Annotated in this window: 16 protein-coding genes; 1 reads left to right on the forward strand and 15 read right to left on the reverse strand. The window is 38.4% G+C overall.

Features of this window, described 5'->3' with window-relative positions; genetic code table 11:
• Window positions 1–437 precede the first annotated feature (437 nt).
• The 5 genes from LIZ98_RS12880 to LIZ98_RS12900 form a co-directional block, all read right to left on the reverse strand.
• Window positions 438–662, reverse strand: a complete 225-nt coding sequence (locus LIZ98_RS12880; protein WP_033828593.1) for a helix-turn-helix domain-containing protein — start codon at window positions 660–662, stop codon at window positions 438–440.
• A gap of 151 nt (window positions 663–813) precedes the next feature.
• Window positions 814–1284: an acyl-CoA thioesterase gene (locus LIZ98_RS12885; protein ID WP_227139858.1), complete on the reverse strand. Its 471-nt coding sequence runs from the start codon at window positions 1282–1284 to the stop codon at window positions 814–816.
• Between the two features lie 264 nt (window positions 1285–1548).
• Complete coding sequence (gene sdhB / locus LIZ98_RS12890) at window positions 1549–2316, reverse strand: succinate dehydrogenase iron-sulfur subunit (RefSeq protein ID WP_041903864.1); 768 nt, start codon at window positions 2314–2316, stop codon at window positions 1549–1551.
• A gap of 21 nt (window positions 2317–2337) precedes the next feature.
• The gene (sdhA, locus tag LIZ98_RS12895) at window positions 2338–4089 is read right to left on the reverse strand and encodes a succinate dehydrogenase flavoprotein subunit (RefSeq protein WP_041844823.1); all 1752 of its coding nucleotides are present in this window, start codon (window positions 4087–4089) and stop codon (window positions 2338–2340) included.
• A gap of 101 nt (window positions 4090–4190) precedes the next feature.
• On the reverse strand, window positions 4191–4802 hold the full coding sequence (locus tag LIZ98_RS12900; protein WP_041844822.1) for a succinate dehydrogenase cytochrome b558 subunit: 612 nt from the start codon (window positions 4800–4802) through the stop codon (window positions 4191–4193).
• Window positions 4803–5103: 301 nt separating this feature from the next.
• On the opposite strand from LIZ98_RS12900, the gene LIZ98_RS12905 reads away from it, so the two are divergent.
• Window positions 5104–5541: a YslB family protein gene (locus tag LIZ98_RS12905; RefSeq protein WP_034771591.1), complete on the forward strand. Its 438-nt coding sequence runs from the start codon at window positions 5104–5106 to the stop codon at window positions 5539–5541.
• A gap of 248 nt (window positions 5542–5789) precedes the next feature.
• Here LIZ98_RS12905 and uvrC read toward each other — a convergent pair whose 3' ends face one another.
• From uvrC to polX, 10 genes are all read right to left on the reverse strand, one after another.
• Window positions 5790–7589, reverse strand: coding sequence for an excinuclease ABC subunit UvrC (uvrC, locus tag LIZ98_RS12910; RefSeq protein ID WP_227139857.1), 1800 nt, complete (start codon window positions 7587–7589; stop codon window positions 5790–5792).
• Window positions 7590–7843: 254 nt separating this feature from the next.
• On the reverse strand, window positions 7844–8158 hold the full coding sequence (gene trxA / locus LIZ98_RS12915) for a thioredoxin (protein ID WP_034771595.1): 315 nt from the start codon (window positions 8156–8158) through the stop codon (window positions 7844–7846).
• Window positions 8159–8490: 332 nt separating this feature from the next.
• On the reverse strand, window positions 8491–9468 hold the full coding sequence (locus tag LIZ98_RS12920) for an electron transfer flavoprotein subunit alpha/FixB family protein (RefSeq protein ID WP_041844820.1): 978 nt from the start codon (window positions 9466–9468) through the stop codon (window positions 8491–8493).
• 85 nt (window positions 9469–9553) lie between these two features.
• On the reverse strand, window positions 9554–10327 hold the full coding sequence (locus LIZ98_RS12925; RefSeq protein WP_034771599.1) for an electron transfer flavoprotein subunit beta/FixA family protein: 774 nt from the start codon (window positions 10325–10327) through the stop codon (window positions 9554–9556).
• Between the two features lie 147 nt (window positions 10328–10474).
• Complete coding sequence (locus LIZ98_RS12930) at window positions 10475–11248, reverse strand: enoyl-CoA hydratase (protein ID WP_041844819.1); 774 nt, start codon at window positions 11246–11248, stop codon at window positions 10475–10477.
• 165 nt (window positions 11249–11413) lie between these two features.
• The gene (locus LIZ98_RS12935) at window positions 11414–12001 is read right to left on the reverse strand and encodes a fatty acid metabolism transcriptional regulator FadR (protein ID WP_227139856.1); all 588 of its coding nucleotides are present in this window, start codon (window positions 11999–12001) and stop codon (window positions 11414–11416) included.
• Between the two features lie 138 nt (window positions 12002–12139).
• Window positions 12140–13840: a long-chain-fatty-acid--CoA ligase gene (locus LIZ98_RS12940; RefSeq protein WP_227139855.1), complete on the reverse strand. Its 1701-nt coding sequence runs from the start codon at window positions 13838–13840 to the stop codon at window positions 12140–12142.
• Window positions 13841–14288: 448 nt separating this feature from the next.
• Complete coding sequence (locus LIZ98_RS12945; protein WP_227139854.1) at window positions 14289–14696, reverse strand: DUF350 domain-containing protein; 408 nt, start codon at window positions 14694–14696, stop codon at window positions 14289–14291.
• Between the two features lie 70 nt (window positions 14697–14766).
• On the reverse strand, window positions 14767–17115 hold the full coding sequence (locus tag LIZ98_RS12950) for an endonuclease MutS2 (protein WP_227139853.1): 2349 nt from the start codon (window positions 17113–17115) through the stop codon (window positions 14767–14769).
• 91 nt (window positions 17116–17206) lie between these two features.
• Complete coding sequence (polX, locus tag LIZ98_RS12955) at window positions 17207–18973, reverse strand: DNA polymerase/3'-5' exonuclease PolX (RefSeq protein WP_227139852.1); 1767 nt, start codon at window positions 18971–18973, stop codon at window positions 17207–17209.
• Window positions 18974–19141 lie beyond the last annotated feature (168 nt).

A 19141-nucleotide genomic window follows, 5' to 3' on the forward strand; every position in this document is an offset into this window, starting at 1 on the left:
GGCTGTCGCCCTACACACGATTGAAGTTGGGGTATCCTTGCCGATTTTTGATGAACCCACCTCAAGATTTTCAAGTTTACAAAGAGATAGGTTCAACTAATCATCAGTAGGGATGTGGAAAACCCCTACAGTTTCACTTGACTTTTTTAAAATACATCTAAAAGAACTATAGTTTATTTTCTAACTTTTATTGAAAAAATTCAACCATTTTTCAAGATAGAACCTCTTTTTAACAGTCTTTCCTTATGTATGGGAATGATTGATGTATTTTGCAAACGTAAGCTATTCCTTATGCAATGTAAATGTAATTAAAGTACACCAAAAGCCTTTAAACGGAGGTTTCTTTTTGAGTTGAAATTTTCGGGGAATTGCTTCCAGTTGATATGAGCGTAGAAAAAAAGTTTAAACCGGCCACCATTATGGATAGCCGGTATTGTTTAGAGCTTTAACTCCCCCATCCGGAGAAGTTCGACGACAGCTTGCGAACGCCCCTTTACTCCAAGCTTTTGCATGGCATTTGAAATATGGTTTCGAACTGTCTTTTCACTAATAAATAATTCTTGGGCAATTTCCTTTGTTGTTTTGTCTTGGACCAACAGCTCGAAAACTTCCCTTTCTCGTTTTGTCAATAACGGCTTATGAGTGAAATCATTTTCCTTCAAATACATGAACCCTCCTTGCCTTCGCCAGCTAGAAAACGCGGGGATGGGTATGAATCGTCACCATATCATATGTGCAGGCAAGGATTGGAGTGACACCTTTCTCATGAACAATTGAGAAATAGGCGGTCAAATTTGTTACTTAAAGGTCAAGTCATATTCTAGCAACGTTTTTCATTTGTCTTTCCAGAGTATTCATTTCGTGTTCGGTCCATTTTTCACCTTTTCCGGTTAATTTATTTAATTTAACCAAGGTTCCTCTTCCCGTGAAACAGATTGAATCATTTAATTTTTTTCCCATATAATGCAGATCAACGGAACTTTGTCCGATTTTATGAATTTTAATATACACCTTAATTTCTTCATCAAAAAATACTTGTTGGATATAATCACACTGTAAATCTGCCACGACCGGGATAACATGACTGTCGATTTGGTTCCATTCTTCCATGAAACTAAGCGATTTTAGTAATTCGATTCGAACCTGTTCAAAATAAATAAACGGGACGGTATTGTTTAAATGGCCGAACATATCGGTCTCACTAAAGCGAACTTTAATAGGTATAAAAAATTCAAAATTGCTTTGCCAAGTTTGAAAGTCCTCAATATAATTTATTTTTTTCATACGGTAAACCTCCACAAGTACAAAATGAATGAACAATCATTCGTTTTCTGTTTTTAAAAAAAGGTTGACTTGTTTATAGTCAACCAACCATATTTATTCCAATAATAGGCACGATCAAATCATGGTTTATTTATGTGATAAACCTACGTAGATCTTCGCATACTTGAAGTACCGCACTCACTTTCATCCCACCCTTAAAAGAGTGGTCTTTCTCGTTTGGAAAATAAAATCTGTAATTATATCTAATATATGAACAGCAAATTTTCAATATGAATAATCACTGCCAAAGAAATTCCGGAACATCTGTACAGTCGCTTCTCTGTTCAATGCAGCAATTGATGTTGTCAACGGAATTCCTTTCGGGCAGGCTTGAACACAGTTTTGCGAGTTACCGCAGTTGGCAAGGCCACCATCACCCATAATTGCAGCAAGACGTTCTGCTTTATTCATTGCACCGGTTGGATGCGCATTAAATAAGCGAACTTGTGATAATGGGGCAGGCCCCATAAAGTTTGATTTGTCATTTACATTTGGACATGCTTCCAAACAAACTCCACATGTCATACATTTCGACAGTTCATATGCCCATTGACGTTTCGTTTCAGGCATTCTCGGTCCCGGTCCCAAATCATATGTACCGTCGATTGGAATCCAAGCTTTCACTTTTTTCAACGCATCAAACATCCGGCTTCTGTCAACCATTAAGTCACGGATGACCGGGAATGTACGCATCGGTTCAAGACGAATGGGCTCTTCCAACTGATCAACCATTGCCGAACAAGATTGTCTTGGTTTCCCGTTGATCACCATTGAACAAGCTCCGCAAACTTCTTCCAAGCAATTCATTTCCCATGTAACCGGTGTTGTTTTTTTCCCATCTTTTGTAACAGGATTCCGTTGAATTTCCATCAATGCGGCGATTACATTCATATTCGGGCGATATGGAATTTCAAATGTCTCCTCATAAGGGGCAGAATCCGGTGTATCTTGTCTTTGGATTATAAAAGTCACTGTTTTTTGTTGTTCAGCCATTGAAAAATTCCTCCCCTTTAATTAATGTTTTTTCGTATAATCACGTTTACGCGGCGAAATTAACGAAACATCGACATCTTCATAAAAGAATTCAGGTGCTTGATCCGGCCCGACAAATTTTGCCATGGTTGTTTTTAACCATTCTTCATCATTCCGTTCAGGGAATTCCGGTTTATAATGGGCACCGCGAGATTCATTACGATTATAAGCACCGAGAGTAATCACACGTGCAAGTTGTAACATATTATATAATTGTCTCGTAAATGATGCCCCTTGGTTACTCCATTTTGACGTATCATTAATATTGATATTTTTATAGCGCTCCAGCAATTCTTGAATTTTTTCATCTGTTTTTAATAGACGATCATTATAGCGGACAACTGTTACATTATCGGTCATCCACTCGCCAAGTTCTCTATGAAGCACATAAGCATTTTCCGTACCATCTAAATTCATGATATCAGCCCATTTTTGCTCTTCTTGTTTCTGATAGCGTTCATAAAGACTGGAAGGAATAGAGTCAGAACTTTTTTCAAGACCTTCAATATATTTAACTGCATTTGGTCCGGCTACCATTCCACCATAAATAGCAGATAATAATGAGTTCGCACCTAAACGGTTAGCACCGTGTTGTGAATAATCACACTCACCTGCCGCAAATAAACCTTTAATATTTGTCATTTGATCATAATCAACCCATACACCACCCATGGAATAATGGACAGCCGGGAAGATTTTCATCGGAACTTTATGTGGATCATCACCGGTGAATTTTTCGTAAATCTCAATGATACCGCCCAGTTTTACATCCAGCTCATGTGGATCTTTATGGGACAAATCAAGATAAACCATGTTTTCTCCGTTAATTCCTAGTTTCATGTCAACGCAAACGTGGAAAATTTCACGAGTTGCTATGTCACGAGGTACTAGGTTTCCATATAATGGATATTTTTCTTCCAAGAAATACCAAGGTTTTCCATCCTTATAGGTCCAAATTCTTCCACCTTCACCGCGTGCAGATTCACTCATCAATCGAAGTTTATCATCCCCCGGAATGGCGGTCGGGTGAATTTGAATGAATTCTCCGTTTGCATAATAGACACCTTGTTGGTAAAGAATAGCATGGGCAGATCCTGTATTAATAATTGAGTTCGTTGACTTCCCAAAAATCATACCAAGTCCGCCAGTCGCCATAATAACTGCATCAGCCGCAAACGTTTTGATTTCCATTGTTCGTAAATCTTGGGCAACAACCCCGCGGCAAACTTGGTCGTCATCCAAAACGACTCCTAAAAATTCCCAATACTCATGTTTCGTTACGAGTCCGGCTACTTCATGGCGACGAACTTGTTCATCTAATGCATATAAAAGCTGTTGACCGGTAGTTGCCCCGGCAAATGCAGTACGATGGTAAAGTGTTCCGCCAAATCGTCTAAAGTCAAGAAGTCCTTCAGATGTACGATTAAACATTACACCCATTCGGTCAAATAAGTGAATAATTCCTGGTGCCGCCTCACACATTGCTTTAACAGGCGGTTGATTTGCTAAAAAGTCGCCGCCGTAAACCGTATCATCAAAATGTTGCCAAGGTGAGTCCCCTTCACCCTTTGTATTAACCGCACCATTAATCCCGCCTTGTGCACATACAGAGTGAGAACGTTTAACCGGAACAAGTGAAAACAATTCAACAGGAACTCCTGCTTCAGCTATTTTAACAGTTGCCATCAGACCGGCTAAACCGCCGCCGACAACAATGATTTTTCCTTTACTCATTTTGTGGCTCACTCCTTCAATTCATGGTAAAAATTTATCGTAAAAAAGATTAAGATAAAATAGCCCAAATCAATAATGTATTTTGAAAATGGTTCTTGATATTATACGAATGCAAGTATAGCTCGAATACCTACATAAGATAATGCCAGGAAGATTGCCATGGTTACATATGTATTAATTTGTTGTGACCGTGGCGAAACCGTAATCCCCCAACTCACACAGAATGACCACAATCCGTTTGCTAAATGGAAAGTAGCCGAAACTATCCCTATAATATAGAAAATTAGCATTAGCGGATTATCAACTATATTTGCCATCATGTCGAAATTAACTTCAGTTCCAAAAAATGCTTTTGCCAACCGTGTCTCCCACACATGCCATGCAATAAAGATAATTAAAAAAATGCCTGTGAATCTTTGCAACACAAACATCCAGTTCCGGAATTTTCCGAATCTGCCTACATTAGGTTTTGCCGTAAATGCAATATAAACCCCGTAAATTGCATGAAATACAATAGGAATATAAATGAAAGCAAATTCAAGAAATAGTAAGAATGGAAGATTTTCCATGAACCCGGCAGCTTTGTTGAATGCCTCCGGTCCCTTCGTAGCATTGTAGTTAAGCATTAAATGCATGATTAAAAACAGGCCAACCGGTATAACCCCTAACAATGAGTGTAATCTCCGGTGGAAAAACTCTCGGTTACCAGCCATCTTTACATGTACCCCCCTTAAGATTATCCTTCACTATGAATTTAGAAAACTATGGCAAATATATGACATGTTCATTGTAAACTTTTTTTTAGGGAGCGTCAAGAAAACGGATACAGATAAATAATATTTCTAAAGTGTTTTTATTAATGTTTAAATCTTCGGAATAGTGATTTATAAATATTTTCCATTTCTACCACTTATTTCAATTAATATATTAAAATAATTTTTATCCAACAAAAAAAGTTAAATAAATCATTGCGATTTTGTATATAATAGATTTAAAGAAAAGGGGGATTCTTGATTGAGCAAAAAAAGTACAAAAGAAATAAATATTAGTGAATTATCCGTACCTGCTTTCGGATATGAGTTGATTCGAGAAGAATTGTTGGAAGAATTATTAGGGAATGAGGCACCAAATATTTTGTATTGGGCCGGAAAACGTTTAGCTAGAAAATATCCTCTTTTTTCCATAAATGAAATTATTGAATTCTTTATCAATGCAGGTTGGGGAACATTAACAGTAACCGATGAAAAGAAAGATGAAATGGAATTCACGTTATCAAGTGAATTAATCAGAAATCGGCTATTGACGAAAACAAACCCAACCTTCCAATTAGAAGCAGGGTTTTTAGCTGAACAAATTCAACAAATGAAAAAAGTTTATGCGGAAAGCTATGAGCATTCAAAAAAACGGGACGGGACGGTCGTTTTTACCGTTAAATGGGATCCGATGCTTTAGCATTTTTAGGGGCTGTTAAAATATTTGCCTTTAACGGACTCGGAACTTTATTTTTCACTTATGTTATTAGGATCCGTAAAAAAACTACCTTAAGCGGACACGAAAGCCCTTTAAATTTTTTCAACCCTTTTGTCCCATAGGACTCGATTTGGACAAGCCTATGGGACAGTTCTGCTGATTTTTCCGCTTGACTTGTCCCATAAACCTGTTACTAATCTCGCCTCTTAAATTTTATTTGTTATAAGCCTTTATTCCTTAGCGTCCTCTTCCTCTTTCTTTAATGTTTCCATAATTGTTTCAGCTACATGCACCGGGATTCCAATGGCCCGAAAATCTTCTAAAGCAGCTTCTTTCATTTTCCTAACAGAACCGAAATGTTTAATTAGTTGCCTTTTCCGTTTCTCCCCAACACCTGGAATGTCGTCTAAAATGGAGTGAAACAATGTTTTTCCCCGAAGTTGTCGATGAAACGTGATTGCAAAGCGGTGAACTTCATCTTGAATTCGTTGCAGTAAATAAAATTCCTGACTATTCCGAGTAAGAGGAACCACTTCTAAAGGATCCCCAAATAAAAGATTGGATGTTTGATGCTTGTCATCTTTTACAAGACCGGCTACAGGTATTTCCAAATTCAATTCATTTTGTAGTATGTCTTTTGCAGCCTCAATTTGACCCTTTCCGCCATCAATTAAAATCAGGTCCGGAAGTGGTAAATTTTCTTTCAACACACGTGAATATCGCCTGCGAACAACTTCCCGCATCGATTCATAATCATCCGGACCTTCTACGGTTTTTATTTTATATTTCCGGTATTGTTTTTTATCCGGTTTTCCATTTATAAAAACTACCATGGCCGATACGGGATTTGTCCCTTGAATATTTGAGTTGTCAAAGGCTTCAATTCGGTATGGAGGATAAATTCCCATTTCTTGTCCTAATTTTTCAATGGCCTTAATCGTTCTTTCTTCATCTCGTTCAATAAGATAAAATTTTTCTTTCAAAGCAGCTGTCGCATTTTTTGTTGCTAACTGAACAAGCTCTTTTTTCTGACCACGTGCCGGCTGAATGATTTTTACGCCCAATAATTCTTTTGCCAACTCACCGTCAACTTCTTTTGACAGTAAAATTTCTTTCGGCTTAAAGTGGTTTGGTTTTTCATAAAATTGGCCAAGAAAAGTAAGCATTTCTTCCTCCGGGTCATCGTAAAACGGAAACATGGACACATCCCGTTCAATTAATTTTCCTTGACGAATGAAGAACACTTGGACACACATCCACCCTTTATCCACCGCATACCCGAATACATCACGGTCAACAAAATCCTGCATGGTCATTTTTTGTTTTTCCATTGTTGTTTCTATGGCACTAATTTTGTCGCGATACTCTTTGGCTCGTTCAAAATCAAGAGCCTCCGAAGCTTCCATCATTTTTTCCGTTAATTGTTTCTTTACTTCCGTGTAGCCTCCGTTTAAAAATTTGGTGATTTCATCGGTCATTTCTTTGTATGTTTCTTCACTTATATTATTTACACAAGGAGCCAGACATTGGCCGATGTGATAGTAAAGGCATACGCGGTTCGGTAAGGTTGAGCATTTCCGCAAAGGATACAACCGATCCAACAATTTTTTTGTTTCCTTGGCCGCAAAGACATTCGGATATGGTCCAAAGTATTTCCCTTTATCTTTTTTCACCTTCCGAGTGATTATTAAGCGAGGGTGGCGTTCTGCTGTCAGTTTAATGAACGGGTAACTTTTATCGTCCTTCAGCATGACGTTATATTTTGGATTATGTTTTTTTATTAGATTCATTTCCAAAATCAATGCTTCAATATTGGATGAAGTGATAATATATTCGAAGTCCTCAATTTCGTTTACCAGTGCCTGTGTTTTGCCGTCGTGTGAACCGGTAAAGTATGAGCGAACACGATTTTTCAATATTTTTGCCTTACCGACATAGATGATTGTACCCTGCCTGTCTTTCATTAAGTAGCAGCCGGGCTGGTTGGGTAACAAAGCTAGTTTTTCTTGAATAATCTTCTTTGATTCCATATTTTTCACTCCATAATGAGTGGGTTTATTTTTGAAAAGTCGACCGAAAAAATAAAGAGATTTTCGGAAGTCGTATAATTGTTGAAAAAGCCAATGATTTTTCAACTGCGTAGCCTATACTCTAAGTGCTGTGAAGCATTCTTTGTGCACTTATGTGATAGAAATTTAAAATTGAAAAAGTATCCTTTTCTCGTAGCTAAAAAAAACAGCCCATATTAGGACTGCCTTCATTTAATATTCTTGGCTAATAAAAATTACAGATGATTGTTGATTACTTCTTCCAATGCTTCTTTCGGACGGTAGCCGATCACTTTATCAACAATTTCTCCATCTTTGAAGAAAATTAATGTTGGGATACTCATAACCCCGTATTTAGCAGCAGTTTCTTGATTTTCATCAACATCAAGTTTAACGATTTTCACTTGATCGCCCATTTCTGAGTCAATTTCTTCAAGAACCGGTGCTATCATTTTACAAGGTCCGCACCAAGTTGCCCAGAAATCTGCGACAACCAGACCTTTGCTTGTTTCTTCAGCAAAGTTTTGATCCGTTGCTTTTACAATTGCCATAGGTTAAACCCCTCCTATACGATTTATCGCTATCGACAGTAGTATATCACTGTAAGTAATGTTTTGTGAAACATTTGGCTCATAAACCATTTTACCCTAAACGTGAAAAAATAACCAACACTATGACTCTAATTACAGGATTGTGGTATTTTAAACGGGCAGTAACACCCCCACCTCAAGATTCTGAGTTTAGAATGAAGGTAAGTTGCCCGCATGCGTCCGATTGGTTCAACTAACTATCTTTTTTGGGCATGAAGAACCCCCACTGCTATTCAAAATAAAAGTCCGGTTCTCGCACCATTATTGGTTGAGTGCCGGACTTTGCATATATTTTATGCATTGACTTTTAATTTCTTAAATTCTTCTGTTAAAAGCGGTACCACTTCGAACAGGTCACCGACGATTCCGTAATCTGCCACTTTGAAGATATTGGCTTCCGGATCTTTATTAATCGCAACAATAACTTTTGAATTAGACATACCGGCTAAATGTTGGATGGCACCGGAAATGCCGCAAGCAATGTAAAGGTCAGGGGTAACAACTTTCCCTGTTTGACCGATTTGCAATGAATAGTCACAGAAACCGGCATCACATGCACCCCGGGATGCTCCGACAGCACCGCCTAATACATCCGCAAGTTCTTGCAACGGTTTAAACCCGTCTGCACTCTTTACGCCGCGCCCACCGGCAACAACGACTTTTGCTTCTGATAAATCGACACCTTCACTTGCTTTTCTGACTACTTCTTTAATGATCGTACGTAAATCTTTTATTTCTACTTCAAGAGTACTTACGTCACCGCTCCGGGATTCGTCTTTATCAAGGGGCGCAATATTATTTGGTCTTACCGTTGCAAAAATAATCCCATCTGTTACGATTTTCTTTTCAAATGCTTTCCCTGAGTAAATTGGACGAGTAAAAACAACATTATCTCCGGCAACTTCGACATCGATTACATCAGAAATTAAACCGGCATCCAGCTTACTGGCAACCTTTGGTGATAAGTCTTTCCCAAGTGAGGTATGACCAAAAATAATTGCTTCCGGATCTTCCTCGTTCACAACTGCAATAAATGCTTGTGAAAAACCGTCTGAACTGTAATTGCTTAACTTATCATTTTCTACAACAACAACCCGATCAGCACCATAGTGAATTAGCCCTTCTGCTAAATTCCGAACAGATTCACCAAGCAGTACACCTACTACTTCGCCGCCTTCAGAAACGGTTTTCGCAGCGGCAATTGCTTCATAAGAAACATTTCTTAAGTTTCCGTCTTTCACTTCAGCTAAAACTAACACTTTTCTTCCCATTATTTACCCTCCTTGTTGAAATAACCATGAACAGGTTGAATTTTCCTGATATCATCGCTCCGAAAATCAAATAAATTTCCTATCATTAAACGACTTTGGCTTCTTTATGAAGCAAGGATACTAATTCTTGTACTTGATCCTTTAATTCGCCTTCCAAAATTTTCCCGGCTTCCCGCTTTGGTGGCAGATAAACTTCAATTGTTTTCGTTTTTGCTTCGACATCCTCTTCATCAATATCTAAATCATCCAGTTCCAGTTCTTCCAACGGTTTCTTTTTCGCTTTCATAATCCCCGGTAAGGACGGATATCTTGGTTCATTCAATCCTTGTTGTGCTGTAACTAATAATGGAAGTGTGGCTTCAATCTTTTCTTCGTCTCCTTCAACATCACGGACAACGCTTACATGATTGCCGTCAATTTTTAAATCCGTTATCGTTGTGATATATGGAATACCTAACAAATCAGCAACCCGTGGTCCAACTTGACCGGTTCCGTTATCAATGGCAACATTTCCAGCAATAACTAAATCCGGTTCCTTATCTTTTAAATACTCAGCAATTATTTTTGCTGTTGTATATTGGTCGCAAACTTCCAAGTCATCTTCCACATTAATTAAAACTGCTTTATCTGCCCCCATAGCCAATGCAGTACGTAATTGTTTTTCGGCATCTTCACCGCCAACTGTTACAACCGTTACTTCACCGCCATGCTCATCACGGACTTGAATGGCCTCTTCTACGGCATATTCGTCATATGGATTGATGATGAATTCTGCACCATCTTCATTGATTGAGCCATTCGCAATCGTTATTTTTTCTTCCGTATCAAAAGTTCTTTTCAATAATACAAAAATATTCATTCATTGCTCCCTCCTAAGATTGTTTAATAGATTTTGATGTTAATAAAATGATTAGCACCTAATAAGGTGTTATTGAAAGAGTTGTGCCAAATAGAATATCAGCTATATTAACCTTTTTGGAAAATGGGTTAAGCGGTAACGATAAAATTATTTACCTACAAAATTCGGTTTTCTCTTCTCAATAAAAGCTTGAATTCCTTCTTTTGCATCTTCTGTTCGGAATACTTCGCTGAACCATTTTGCTTCTTGCTCAATTCCTTCAGCAAATTGTTCTGTTTTTGTATATTTTAATAGATTAATAACGGCTTTAACTGAAGCAGGACTTTTGCTGGCAAACTTTTCCGCCAGTTTCATTGTTTCTTCAAATAGTTTTTCTTCCGGAAATGCCCGTAATGCCAAACCATACTGACAGGCTTCTGTGCCGCTAATCGGTTCACTTGTAATCATCATTTCCAATGCTTTTTGTTCACCTACATATTTCGGTAAGCGCTGTGTTCCGGCAAATCCGGGAATAATACCGAGTGACAACTCAGGAAGTCCCAGTTTCGCATTTTCACTTACAAGACGGATATGGCAGCCCATTGCCAATTCAAGACCTCCGCCTAAGGCAGCACCGTGAATGGAGGCAATAATCGGTTTTGGATATTGCTCAATTTTATCCATTAATTGTTGACCGTTTCTTGCCAATTCATAGGCCTTTTCTTGTGACCCAATTGTTGTAAATTCCCGTATATCTGCACCCGCACAGAAGAATTTCCCTTCTCCTCGAATGACGATCACCCGCACATCATCATTTGTAGAAAACTCTGTCAACATCTCATCCAATTCCAGCAAAAGTTCTTGAGAAAGTGCGTTTGCCGGTGGACGATTTATCGTAATAACTGCTATTTTTCCTTCTATTTGTGCGTGTAAAAAAGCCATTTCCATCCCCCTTAAAGTGAAACTAAATTTTCTTATTCTATTTATTTAAATGTTCGTACCCGAGACTAATTACTCCTCACCGTTAAGAATTGTTTTACACTTAAAAATTTTTGATTAAGCTTTACGGCAAGTGACCGGGTACGAAGCATAAAATAAATATTCCCCTTAGTTTTTGTTACCGCAGCCGTTTATCAGCAACTGATGGACTTTCGGTGCCAGACCGACCAAATCATATTTATGGTCATTCATGATCCATGTCGTTACCGTTTCATCAATTGTACCGAAAATCATTTGTCTGGCAAGTCGGATATCTAAATCTTTATCAAACTCACCTTTTTCTATCCCTTCTACTAATATCTTATCGACAAGTTTTAAATAGCCTTTTAATATGCTATTAATTTGCAGGCGTAAATCTTTGTTTGTCTGACGTAATTCAAGCTGAGTAACAATAGCAAGATGATAATCTTCAGATAATCTGCGGAAATGATTTTCAATTAAAAGTAACAGTTTCTCTGAAGCCGTGTTTTTACTTCTCGTTACTTCCTCTAAATCCGTAATGAAATGACCCATTTTTTCCCGAAATAAGGAAATTAATATATCTTCCTTATTCTTAAAATAGAGATAAATGGTTCCATCAGCAACTCCTGCCTGTTTTGCAATTTTTGAAACTTGTGATTGGTGATAACCGTTTTCGGCAATCGTAATAACTGCGGCATCAATAATTTGCATGTACTTTGGTTTTTGACTTTTCAAATTCGTTCACCTTCAAATTTTACTTCTGTCGTTCTTTGTTGTAGAGAAAGAGATATGAATGAATAATCATTCATATCTCAATAATAAAAGTTAATTTATCATTTGTCAATTGTATACCATGATTTAATATTTATTTCGTTATGCTTTCTTCTCATTAAGTTCATTTAACTTTCTTTTTTCTTCTTCCACTAACTGGCGACGTAAAATTTTTCCGACTGTTGTTTTAGGCAGTTCATCCCGAAATTCATACTTTCTTGGAACTTTATAAGCGGCCAAATTTTTCCGTGCGAATTTGTTTAATTCGTCTTCGGTGACAGTGGCACCTTCTTTTAATACAATATATGCTTTGACCGTTTCACCGCGATAAGGATCAGGTACACCGGCAACGACAACTTCTTTAACAGCCGGATGTTCATATAATACTTCCTCAATTTCTCTCGGATAAATATTATAGCCGCTCGCAATAATCATATCCTTTTTGCGATCAACAATATAAAAATATCCTTCTTCATCCATATAACCCATGTCTCCGGTATGTAGCCATCCGTCTTTTAAAACCTCTTGTGTTTCTTCCGGCCGATTCCAATAGCCTTTCATCACTTGAGGTCCTTTGACAACCAGTTCGCCAATTTCTCCTACAGGCAGCGGTTCTCCTGTTTCCACAGACCGAATTTCCGCCAATGTATCCGGCCATGGTAATCCGATACTGCCCTTTACACGTTCGCCATCCCATAATAAATTTGCATGAGTAACCGGTGATGATTCAGTAAGTCCATAACCCTCTACTAATTTTCCCCCGGTTAATCTTTCAAATTGCTCCTGAACTTCGACAGGTAACGGAGCCGAGCCGCTTATACAGCTATCAATTGAAGATAAATCATATTTTGATAATTCAGGATGGTTCAACATTCCGATATACATTGTTGGTGCTCCCGGGAACATCGTCGGGCGCTGGCTTTGAATCGTTTTTAATAATACTTCCGGATCCGGCTTCGGAATTAACACCATTTTTGAAGCCTGTAAAACAGATAAAATCATGACAGTCGTCATCCCGTATACATGGAAAAACGGCAATGCACCGAGAACAATTTCTTCTCCTTCCCTGCATTTATACAACCATGCTTGACACATTTTTGTATTTGCGATCAAGTTTTTATGGGTTAACATAACACCTTTTGGAAATCCTGTTGTTCCGCCGGTATATTGCAAAATTGCCAAGTCTTCTTCAAAATTAATGTTCATAATCGGTTCTTGAAGTGCCGGATGCTTCATTATTTCCGTAAATAAATGATCATTCCCCTTATGTTCAACCTTCACAGAAAAACCGTATTGTTTCTTTTGAATAAACGGATATACAAGATTTTTCGGAAATGGTAAGTAGTCTTTAATAGCCGTTATAATAATATGCTCCAGCTCTGTTTCTCCTTGAATCTTCTTAATACGTGGAAATAGAATATCCAATGCGACGATTGCCTTGGCACCCGAGTCTTTCATTTGAAAGGCCAGTTCTCTTTCAGTGTACATTGGATTTGTTTGAACAACAATCCCTCCTGCCATCATAACCCCATAAAAACTAATGACGGATTGTGGAGTGTTTGGCAGCATAATCGCCACCCGATCCCCCTTTTGAATACCAATTTTCTGCAAGTATCCGGCAAATTTTAACGCTGAATCATATAACTCCTGGTAAGATAATTCCTTACCATTGAAATGAATCGCTATTTTGTTCGGATACTTTTCTGCTGTGTTTTTCAATAATTGCTGCAAAGAAGTCTCCTCATAGGTAAGTGTGTGCGGAATTTGTGGCGGATAATGTTTCAACCACGGTTTATTCTCCATATTCTCCCCCCTGTGTTTAAAAACAAAATGTAAATGATATTATTGCTCCCTATTAATAATAATATCTAATTTTAAAAACGTTTACAAGTTCAAATTTTTCTAAAATAAAAAATCTATTGTGAGCTACTGAACATTATCATATCCTTGCAAAAGTACAGAAAAAACTGCTTTGGAAAAAACTATACACTTAGTCTCCAAAGCAGCTTTCATTGTTTCTCTTAAAATATGATATTTTGCAAGGACAGAATAATCTCCACTGATTGTCAGGTAATCGGGCACGAGCGGCGAATCCCTCCACCTATCTTCCGCGACGACTCCAATCTTGAAGTAGGACTTAACTCTCCGTTAAGAGTAGAACAAAAAATATAGAATACCAAAAAGCAGAAAAATTCCACAACAAACGAGCAAGATTTTTCCAAGATTCTCCAAAGCCATTTCTCCCCTTACCTTAGATGATTCCGGCACCGATTACATAAGATAAACCGACAGATATGACCATGGAAATAAATCCAACGGCTCTGTTATCATTTGCAATTTGTTCATCGACATTAAATGTTGGTGTTAAAAATTCAAAAATGTAATAGGCAGTCAGGAGGAGGAGAAAGCCGAAACCCCCCCAACCAACCATCACAAATAATGTGTCATTATGCGTAATAGAGAAACGGAAAATATTTAGGATACCGAAAATTTTTCCTCCTGTGGCCATTGCAACCGCCATATTGCCATTCTTAATTTCTTCCCAGTTATTATACTTAGTGACCAGCTCAAAAATGGCTAAAAAGACAAACGTACATAAAATAGCAACACTGAAATTTGCTGAATGGATAACCATACTGCTCTCCCAAAAATCTTTCATCATAATATCCCTCATTTATATATGTTTGTTGTTACAATGTACCCCTAGGAAAGACGCCCGTTCTTGCCAGTTATTTAAACTCAACGATCGTAACCCCTGTTCCTCCTTCGTTAGTACTGCCAAAATGAAATGATTTTACTTGCCGGTGTTTTTTCAAATAGTTGTGTACGCCTGTTCTTAGCGCGCCGGTTCCTTTGCCGTGGATTATCGAAACACGTGGGTAACCGGCGAGAAGTGCATCATCAATGTATTTTTCAACCTTTACTAAGGCGTCCTCGTAACGTTCTCCCCGCAAATCTAATTCAAGGCCAACATGATACTCTTTTCCTTTAATGGTTGTAATCGGTCTCGGTTCTGCCTTTGGTTGGCTAGCTACCCGTTCCATGTCGCTTTCATCGACTTTCATTTTTAAAATACCAACTTGGACTAGCCATTCATGATCTCCGACTTTTTCAATTATATACCCTTTTTGGTCAAAACTAATGACTTTTACTTCATCACCGGGATGAAAAGAATGAACGGGTTTCTTTGTTGTGACGAACTTCTGTTTTGAAGCAGGAATCGCCTCCTCAAGCCGTTTTTTTGCATCAATCAGTTCATGTTCTTTAATTTCAACCGATTTTTGCAATTGCATTTGCCTTAATTGTTTAATAATCTCATCCGCTTCATGTTCTGCTTGTTTTATAATGGTTTTCGCTTCCCGCCTTGCCTTCTCATATAATTCATCTTTCTTCTCATTAAACTCTGTCATCGCTTGTTGCAAATCATGATGAAGTTTTTCAGCTAACTTTAAATGTTCTCGGGCTGCTTCTTCCTCAGTCTCGGCAAGGCGTGTCTTTTCTTCAAGGGAAGCAATCATCTTATCAACTTTATTTGTTTCTGAATGAATCTGAGCTTTTGCGCGCTCAATTATTCGTTCAGATAATCCCAATCGTTTTGATATTTCAAAAGCATTACTTCTTCCCGGTACCCCGATTAAAAGGCGATATGTCGGACTCAAAGTTTCTACGTCAAATTCGACACTGGCATTTGTTACTCCTTCCCGGTTATAACTATAGGCTTTCAACTCAGGATAATGGGTCGTTGCAATTACCCGGGCCCCCCGGTTATGCACTTCATCCAAAATCGCCATTGCAAGCGCGGCACCTTCCTGCGGGTCTGTCCCGGCTCCTAATTCATCGAACAAAACCAGACTTTCTGTATCGACTTCTTTTAATATTTCTACAATATTGACCATATGGGATGAAAATGTACTTAAACTTTGTTCGATCGATTGTTCATCCCCAATATCAGCAAATATCGAGCCAAACACAGCCACTTCGGAACCGTCTTGAGCAGGAATTTGTAAACCGGCTTGAGCCATTAATGTAAGAAGGCCGACCGTCTTTAATGTGACTGTCTTCCCGCCTGTATTTGGACCGGTAATGACAATCGTGGTAAAATCGGTGCCTAATTCAATATCATTGGCGACGACTTCATTTTTTGGAATGAACGGATGACGAGCTTTAAATAAACGGACGACTCCTCGGTTATTCATCATCGGCTTTGTCGCTTTCATATCTGCCCCGTATTTTGCTTTGGCAAACATAAAATCGAGTTCACGTATTTGACCGACGAGTATTTTTAGTTCTTCACTGTACACTGCTGTTTCTTTTGACAATTCCATAAGGATCCGTTCAATTTCAATCTGCTCTTTCATTCTTGCTTGATGCAGTTCATTATTTAATTGTATTACCGATTGCGGTTCAATAAATAATGTTTGTCCGGAAGCGGATTGATCGTGCACCATTCCGCCAAAATGTGTGCGATATTCCTGCTTGACGGGAATAACAAATCGATCATTGCGGATGGTGATGATTGCATCGGACAACATTTTTTGAGCGCTGGATGAGCGAATAATCCCTTCTAACTTTTCCCGAACTCTCCCTTCAAAACTGCGAATTTGTGTTCGAAGGGAACGTAATTTTTCACTGGCACTATCGATCACCTCACCATTTTCATTAATTGCCGCATTAATTCTACGTTCCAAATCGGCAGGAGGATTCATATTTTCATAATATTGTTTTAAAATTGGTAAATCTTCTTCATCTGTAACATCCTCAAGGAAATTTTTCAACTGTCGACTTGCTCGAATCGTGCTTGCAATTTGAACAAATTCATCAACATGAAGCATTCCGCCAATTTCTGCTCGTTTGATTGCCGGTAAAATATTAAATATACCGCCTAAAGGAACATGCCCCTTTACACGAATAACGGTTGCTGCTTCATCGGTCTCTTCCTGTCTTTTGATTACTTCTTGATAATCAGTAGAGGGAGTTAGTTGCTCAACCATTTCTTTTCCTAAGCTTGAGGATGCATAACCCATTAATTGGTTCCGAATTTTATGAAATTCCAGTGTTTCAATCGCTTTGTTGTTCACGGAGAAATTCTCCTTTCGTTCTAGTGTAATGAGAGGTCTCTAGTTCCGCTTTTTCAGCCAGGAAAGTATAAATTTTTCAATTTCTACTTTCCTAACGCATAAGTGCTCTTGCGGCTCTGCTCTCGCCTAAAGGCTCGGACGCCCGAGTTTTCTTTAATAATGATAATAAATCCCCTGCTGTTTTTGTATTAACAATCATATCCTTCTTTATCCAAGCACTTCTTGCATATTGAACACCGATTTCCATATTAGCTAATGTATCACGGTGATGGCTATCCGTATTTATGATTAGACTTACACCGGCTTGTTGTGCTTTTATCAGATGATCTTTTCGTAAATCCAAACGTCTTGGACTGGCGTTTAATTCTAAAATGGTATTTGTTGCTTTTGCCAACTCAATCAGTCTGTCAATGTTAACCTTATAGCCTTCCCGGATCCCTATTTTTCTTCCGGTCGGATGGGCAATAATATCGATATGCGGGCTTTTGCATGCTGCCGTGAGTCTTTTCATGATTAACTCTTCACTTTGTCCAAATGCAGAATGAATAGAGGCGATAACAAGATCGGCTTCAGCCAGCAATTCATCCTCGTAATCAAATGTCGCATCCGGCAAAATATCCATCTCTATTCCGGCTAAAATCATGATATCAGAATATTTTTCATTCAACTGACGGATGATATCCATTTGTTTTCGTAATTGATCCGGTGATAAACCGTTGGCTACCTTTAAAGATTGGGAGTGATCTATAATGGCCATATATTCATATCCCCGTTTTCGGCATGCGTCAATCATTTCTTCAATCGAATGAGCGCCATCGCTCCATGTCGTATGCATGTGGAGATCACCGCGAATATCTGCCAGTTTGACCAATTCATCCAACAAATCAATCCGGTCGATTTCCGTCCCGTCATCCCGCAATTCCGGACTGATAATTGGTAAGTTAAAATGGTGATAAAAGTCAGTCTCTGTTTCAAAAGTTAATACTTTTCCGGTTTCTATTTGTTCCACACCGTATTCACTTATCTTTTCACCGCATTCTTTGGCAATTTGCCGCATACGAATATTATGTTCTTTTGAACCGGTAAAATGATGCAAGGTCGTTGCAAATTCATCCGGCTTTACTAAACGGAAATCCGCCGATATATCAAAATCAAAAGAAAATACACAAGAGATTTTTGTATCTCCTTGATTGGTCACTTCTTTAATATTTGCCATATTTAAAAGTTGCTCTTTCATTCGTTCCGGTTCAGTCGTTGCAATAATAAAATCCAAATCTTTGACTGTTTCCTTTACTCTTCTCACGCTGCCGGCACGAGAGTAGTTTTTCACCGCATCCATTTCCGACAGCTGCTCTTCAATCCAAACGACAATCGGTAAGACAGAGGCAAGCGGGAAACGTCGCGGCAATCCTTCCATTTGTTCAATACTTTTTAAAATTTTTTCTTCTGTTTTAACGCCGAAGCCTTTTAATGCACGCACTTTTCCCTCTCTACACACCCGTTTTAAGTCATCTATATTTTCCACACCGAGTAGATTATATAATTTTGCGATCGTCTTCCCCCCGAGTCCGGGAATTTGCAAAAGCGGGATTAAGCCTTTTGGGACTTCCGCCTGCAGTTGTTTTAACATGTCCGACTGACCGGTTTCAAGAAATTCTTTAATAACAGCGGCTGTCCCTTTTCCGATGCCGGGAAGAGCGGTAAACTGATCAATTTCAGACAACGTTCGTTCATCTTGTTCCAGCGTTGTCGCAGCCCGACGAAATGCCTGGATTTTAAACGGGTTTTCTCCTTTTAATTCCATGTAAATCGCAATCGTTTCCAGAAGACGAATGACTTCCCTTTTGTTATCAATCATTATAATCACCTTTAAAAAATTCAGTTTACTGAACCGTTAAAAAACTAGTTCCATCTTTTGATCAATTTCGCATGAAAAGTTTATTTACTCCTTTTACTTTATCATTTCTTTATATAAAGTGAAACTTCCATCAGCGGGGTTTTCTTCCCGCTGATGGTTAGTTGAACC

Source organism: Caldibacillus sp. 210928-DFI.2.18, from assembly GCF_020554505.1.
GTDB lineage: Bacteria > Bacillota > Bacilli > Bacillales > Caldibacillaceae > Caldifermentibacillus > Caldifermentibacillus hisashii.

What these genes read in the sequence shown, in the direction of transcription:
- sdhA (WP_041844823.1), bottom strand. Translation starts at nt 4,089, where the DNA reads ATGAGTAAAGGAAAAATCATTGTTGTCGGCGGCGGTTTAGCCGGTCTG.
- sdhB (WP_041903864.1), bottom strand. Translation starts at nt 2,316, where the DNA reads ATGGCTGAACAACAAAAAACAGTGACTTTTATAATCCAAAGACAAGAT.
- LIZ98_RS12885 (WP_227139858.1), bottom strand. Translation starts at nt 1,284, where the DNA reads ATGAAAAAAATAAATTATATTGAGGACTTTCAAACTTGGCAAAGCAAT.
- LIZ98_RS12940 (WP_227139855.1), bottom strand. Translation starts at nt 13,840, where the DNA reads ATGGAGAATAAACCGTGGTTGAAACATTATCCGCCACAAATTCCGCAC.
- uvrC (WP_227139857.1), bottom strand. Translation starts at nt 7,589, where the DNA reads ATGGAATCAAAGAAGATTATTCAAGAAAAACTAGCTTTGTTACCCAAC.
- LIZ98_RS12900 (WP_041844822.1), bottom strand. Translation starts at nt 4,802, where the DNA reads ATGGCTGGTAACCGAGAGTTTTTCCACCGGAGATTACACTCATTGTTA.
- LIZ98_RS12920 (WP_041844820.1), bottom strand. Translation starts at nt 9,468, where the DNA reads ATGGGAAGAAAAGTGTTAGTTTTAGCTGAAGTGAAAGACGGAAACTTA.
- LIZ98_RS12930 (WP_041844819.1), bottom strand. Translation starts at nt 11,248, where the DNA reads ATGGCTTTTTTACACGCACAAATAGAAGGAAAAATAGCAGTTATTACG.
- trxA (WP_034771595.1), bottom strand. Translation starts at nt 8,158, where the DNA reads ATGGCAATTGTAAAAGCAACGGATCAAAACTTTGCTGAAGAAACAAGC.
- LIZ98_RS12925 (WP_034771599.1), bottom strand. Translation starts at nt 10,327, where the DNA reads ATGAATATTTTTGTATTATTGAAAAGAACTTTTGATACGGAAGAAAAA.
- LIZ98_RS12945 (WP_227139854.1), bottom strand. Translation starts at nt 14,696, where the DNA reads ATGAAAGATTTTTGGGAGAGCAGTATGGTTATCCATTCAGCAAATTTC.
- polX (WP_227139852.1), bottom strand. Translation starts at nt 18,973, where the DNA reads ATGATTGATAACAAAAGGGAAGTCATTCGTCTTCTGGAAACGATTGCG.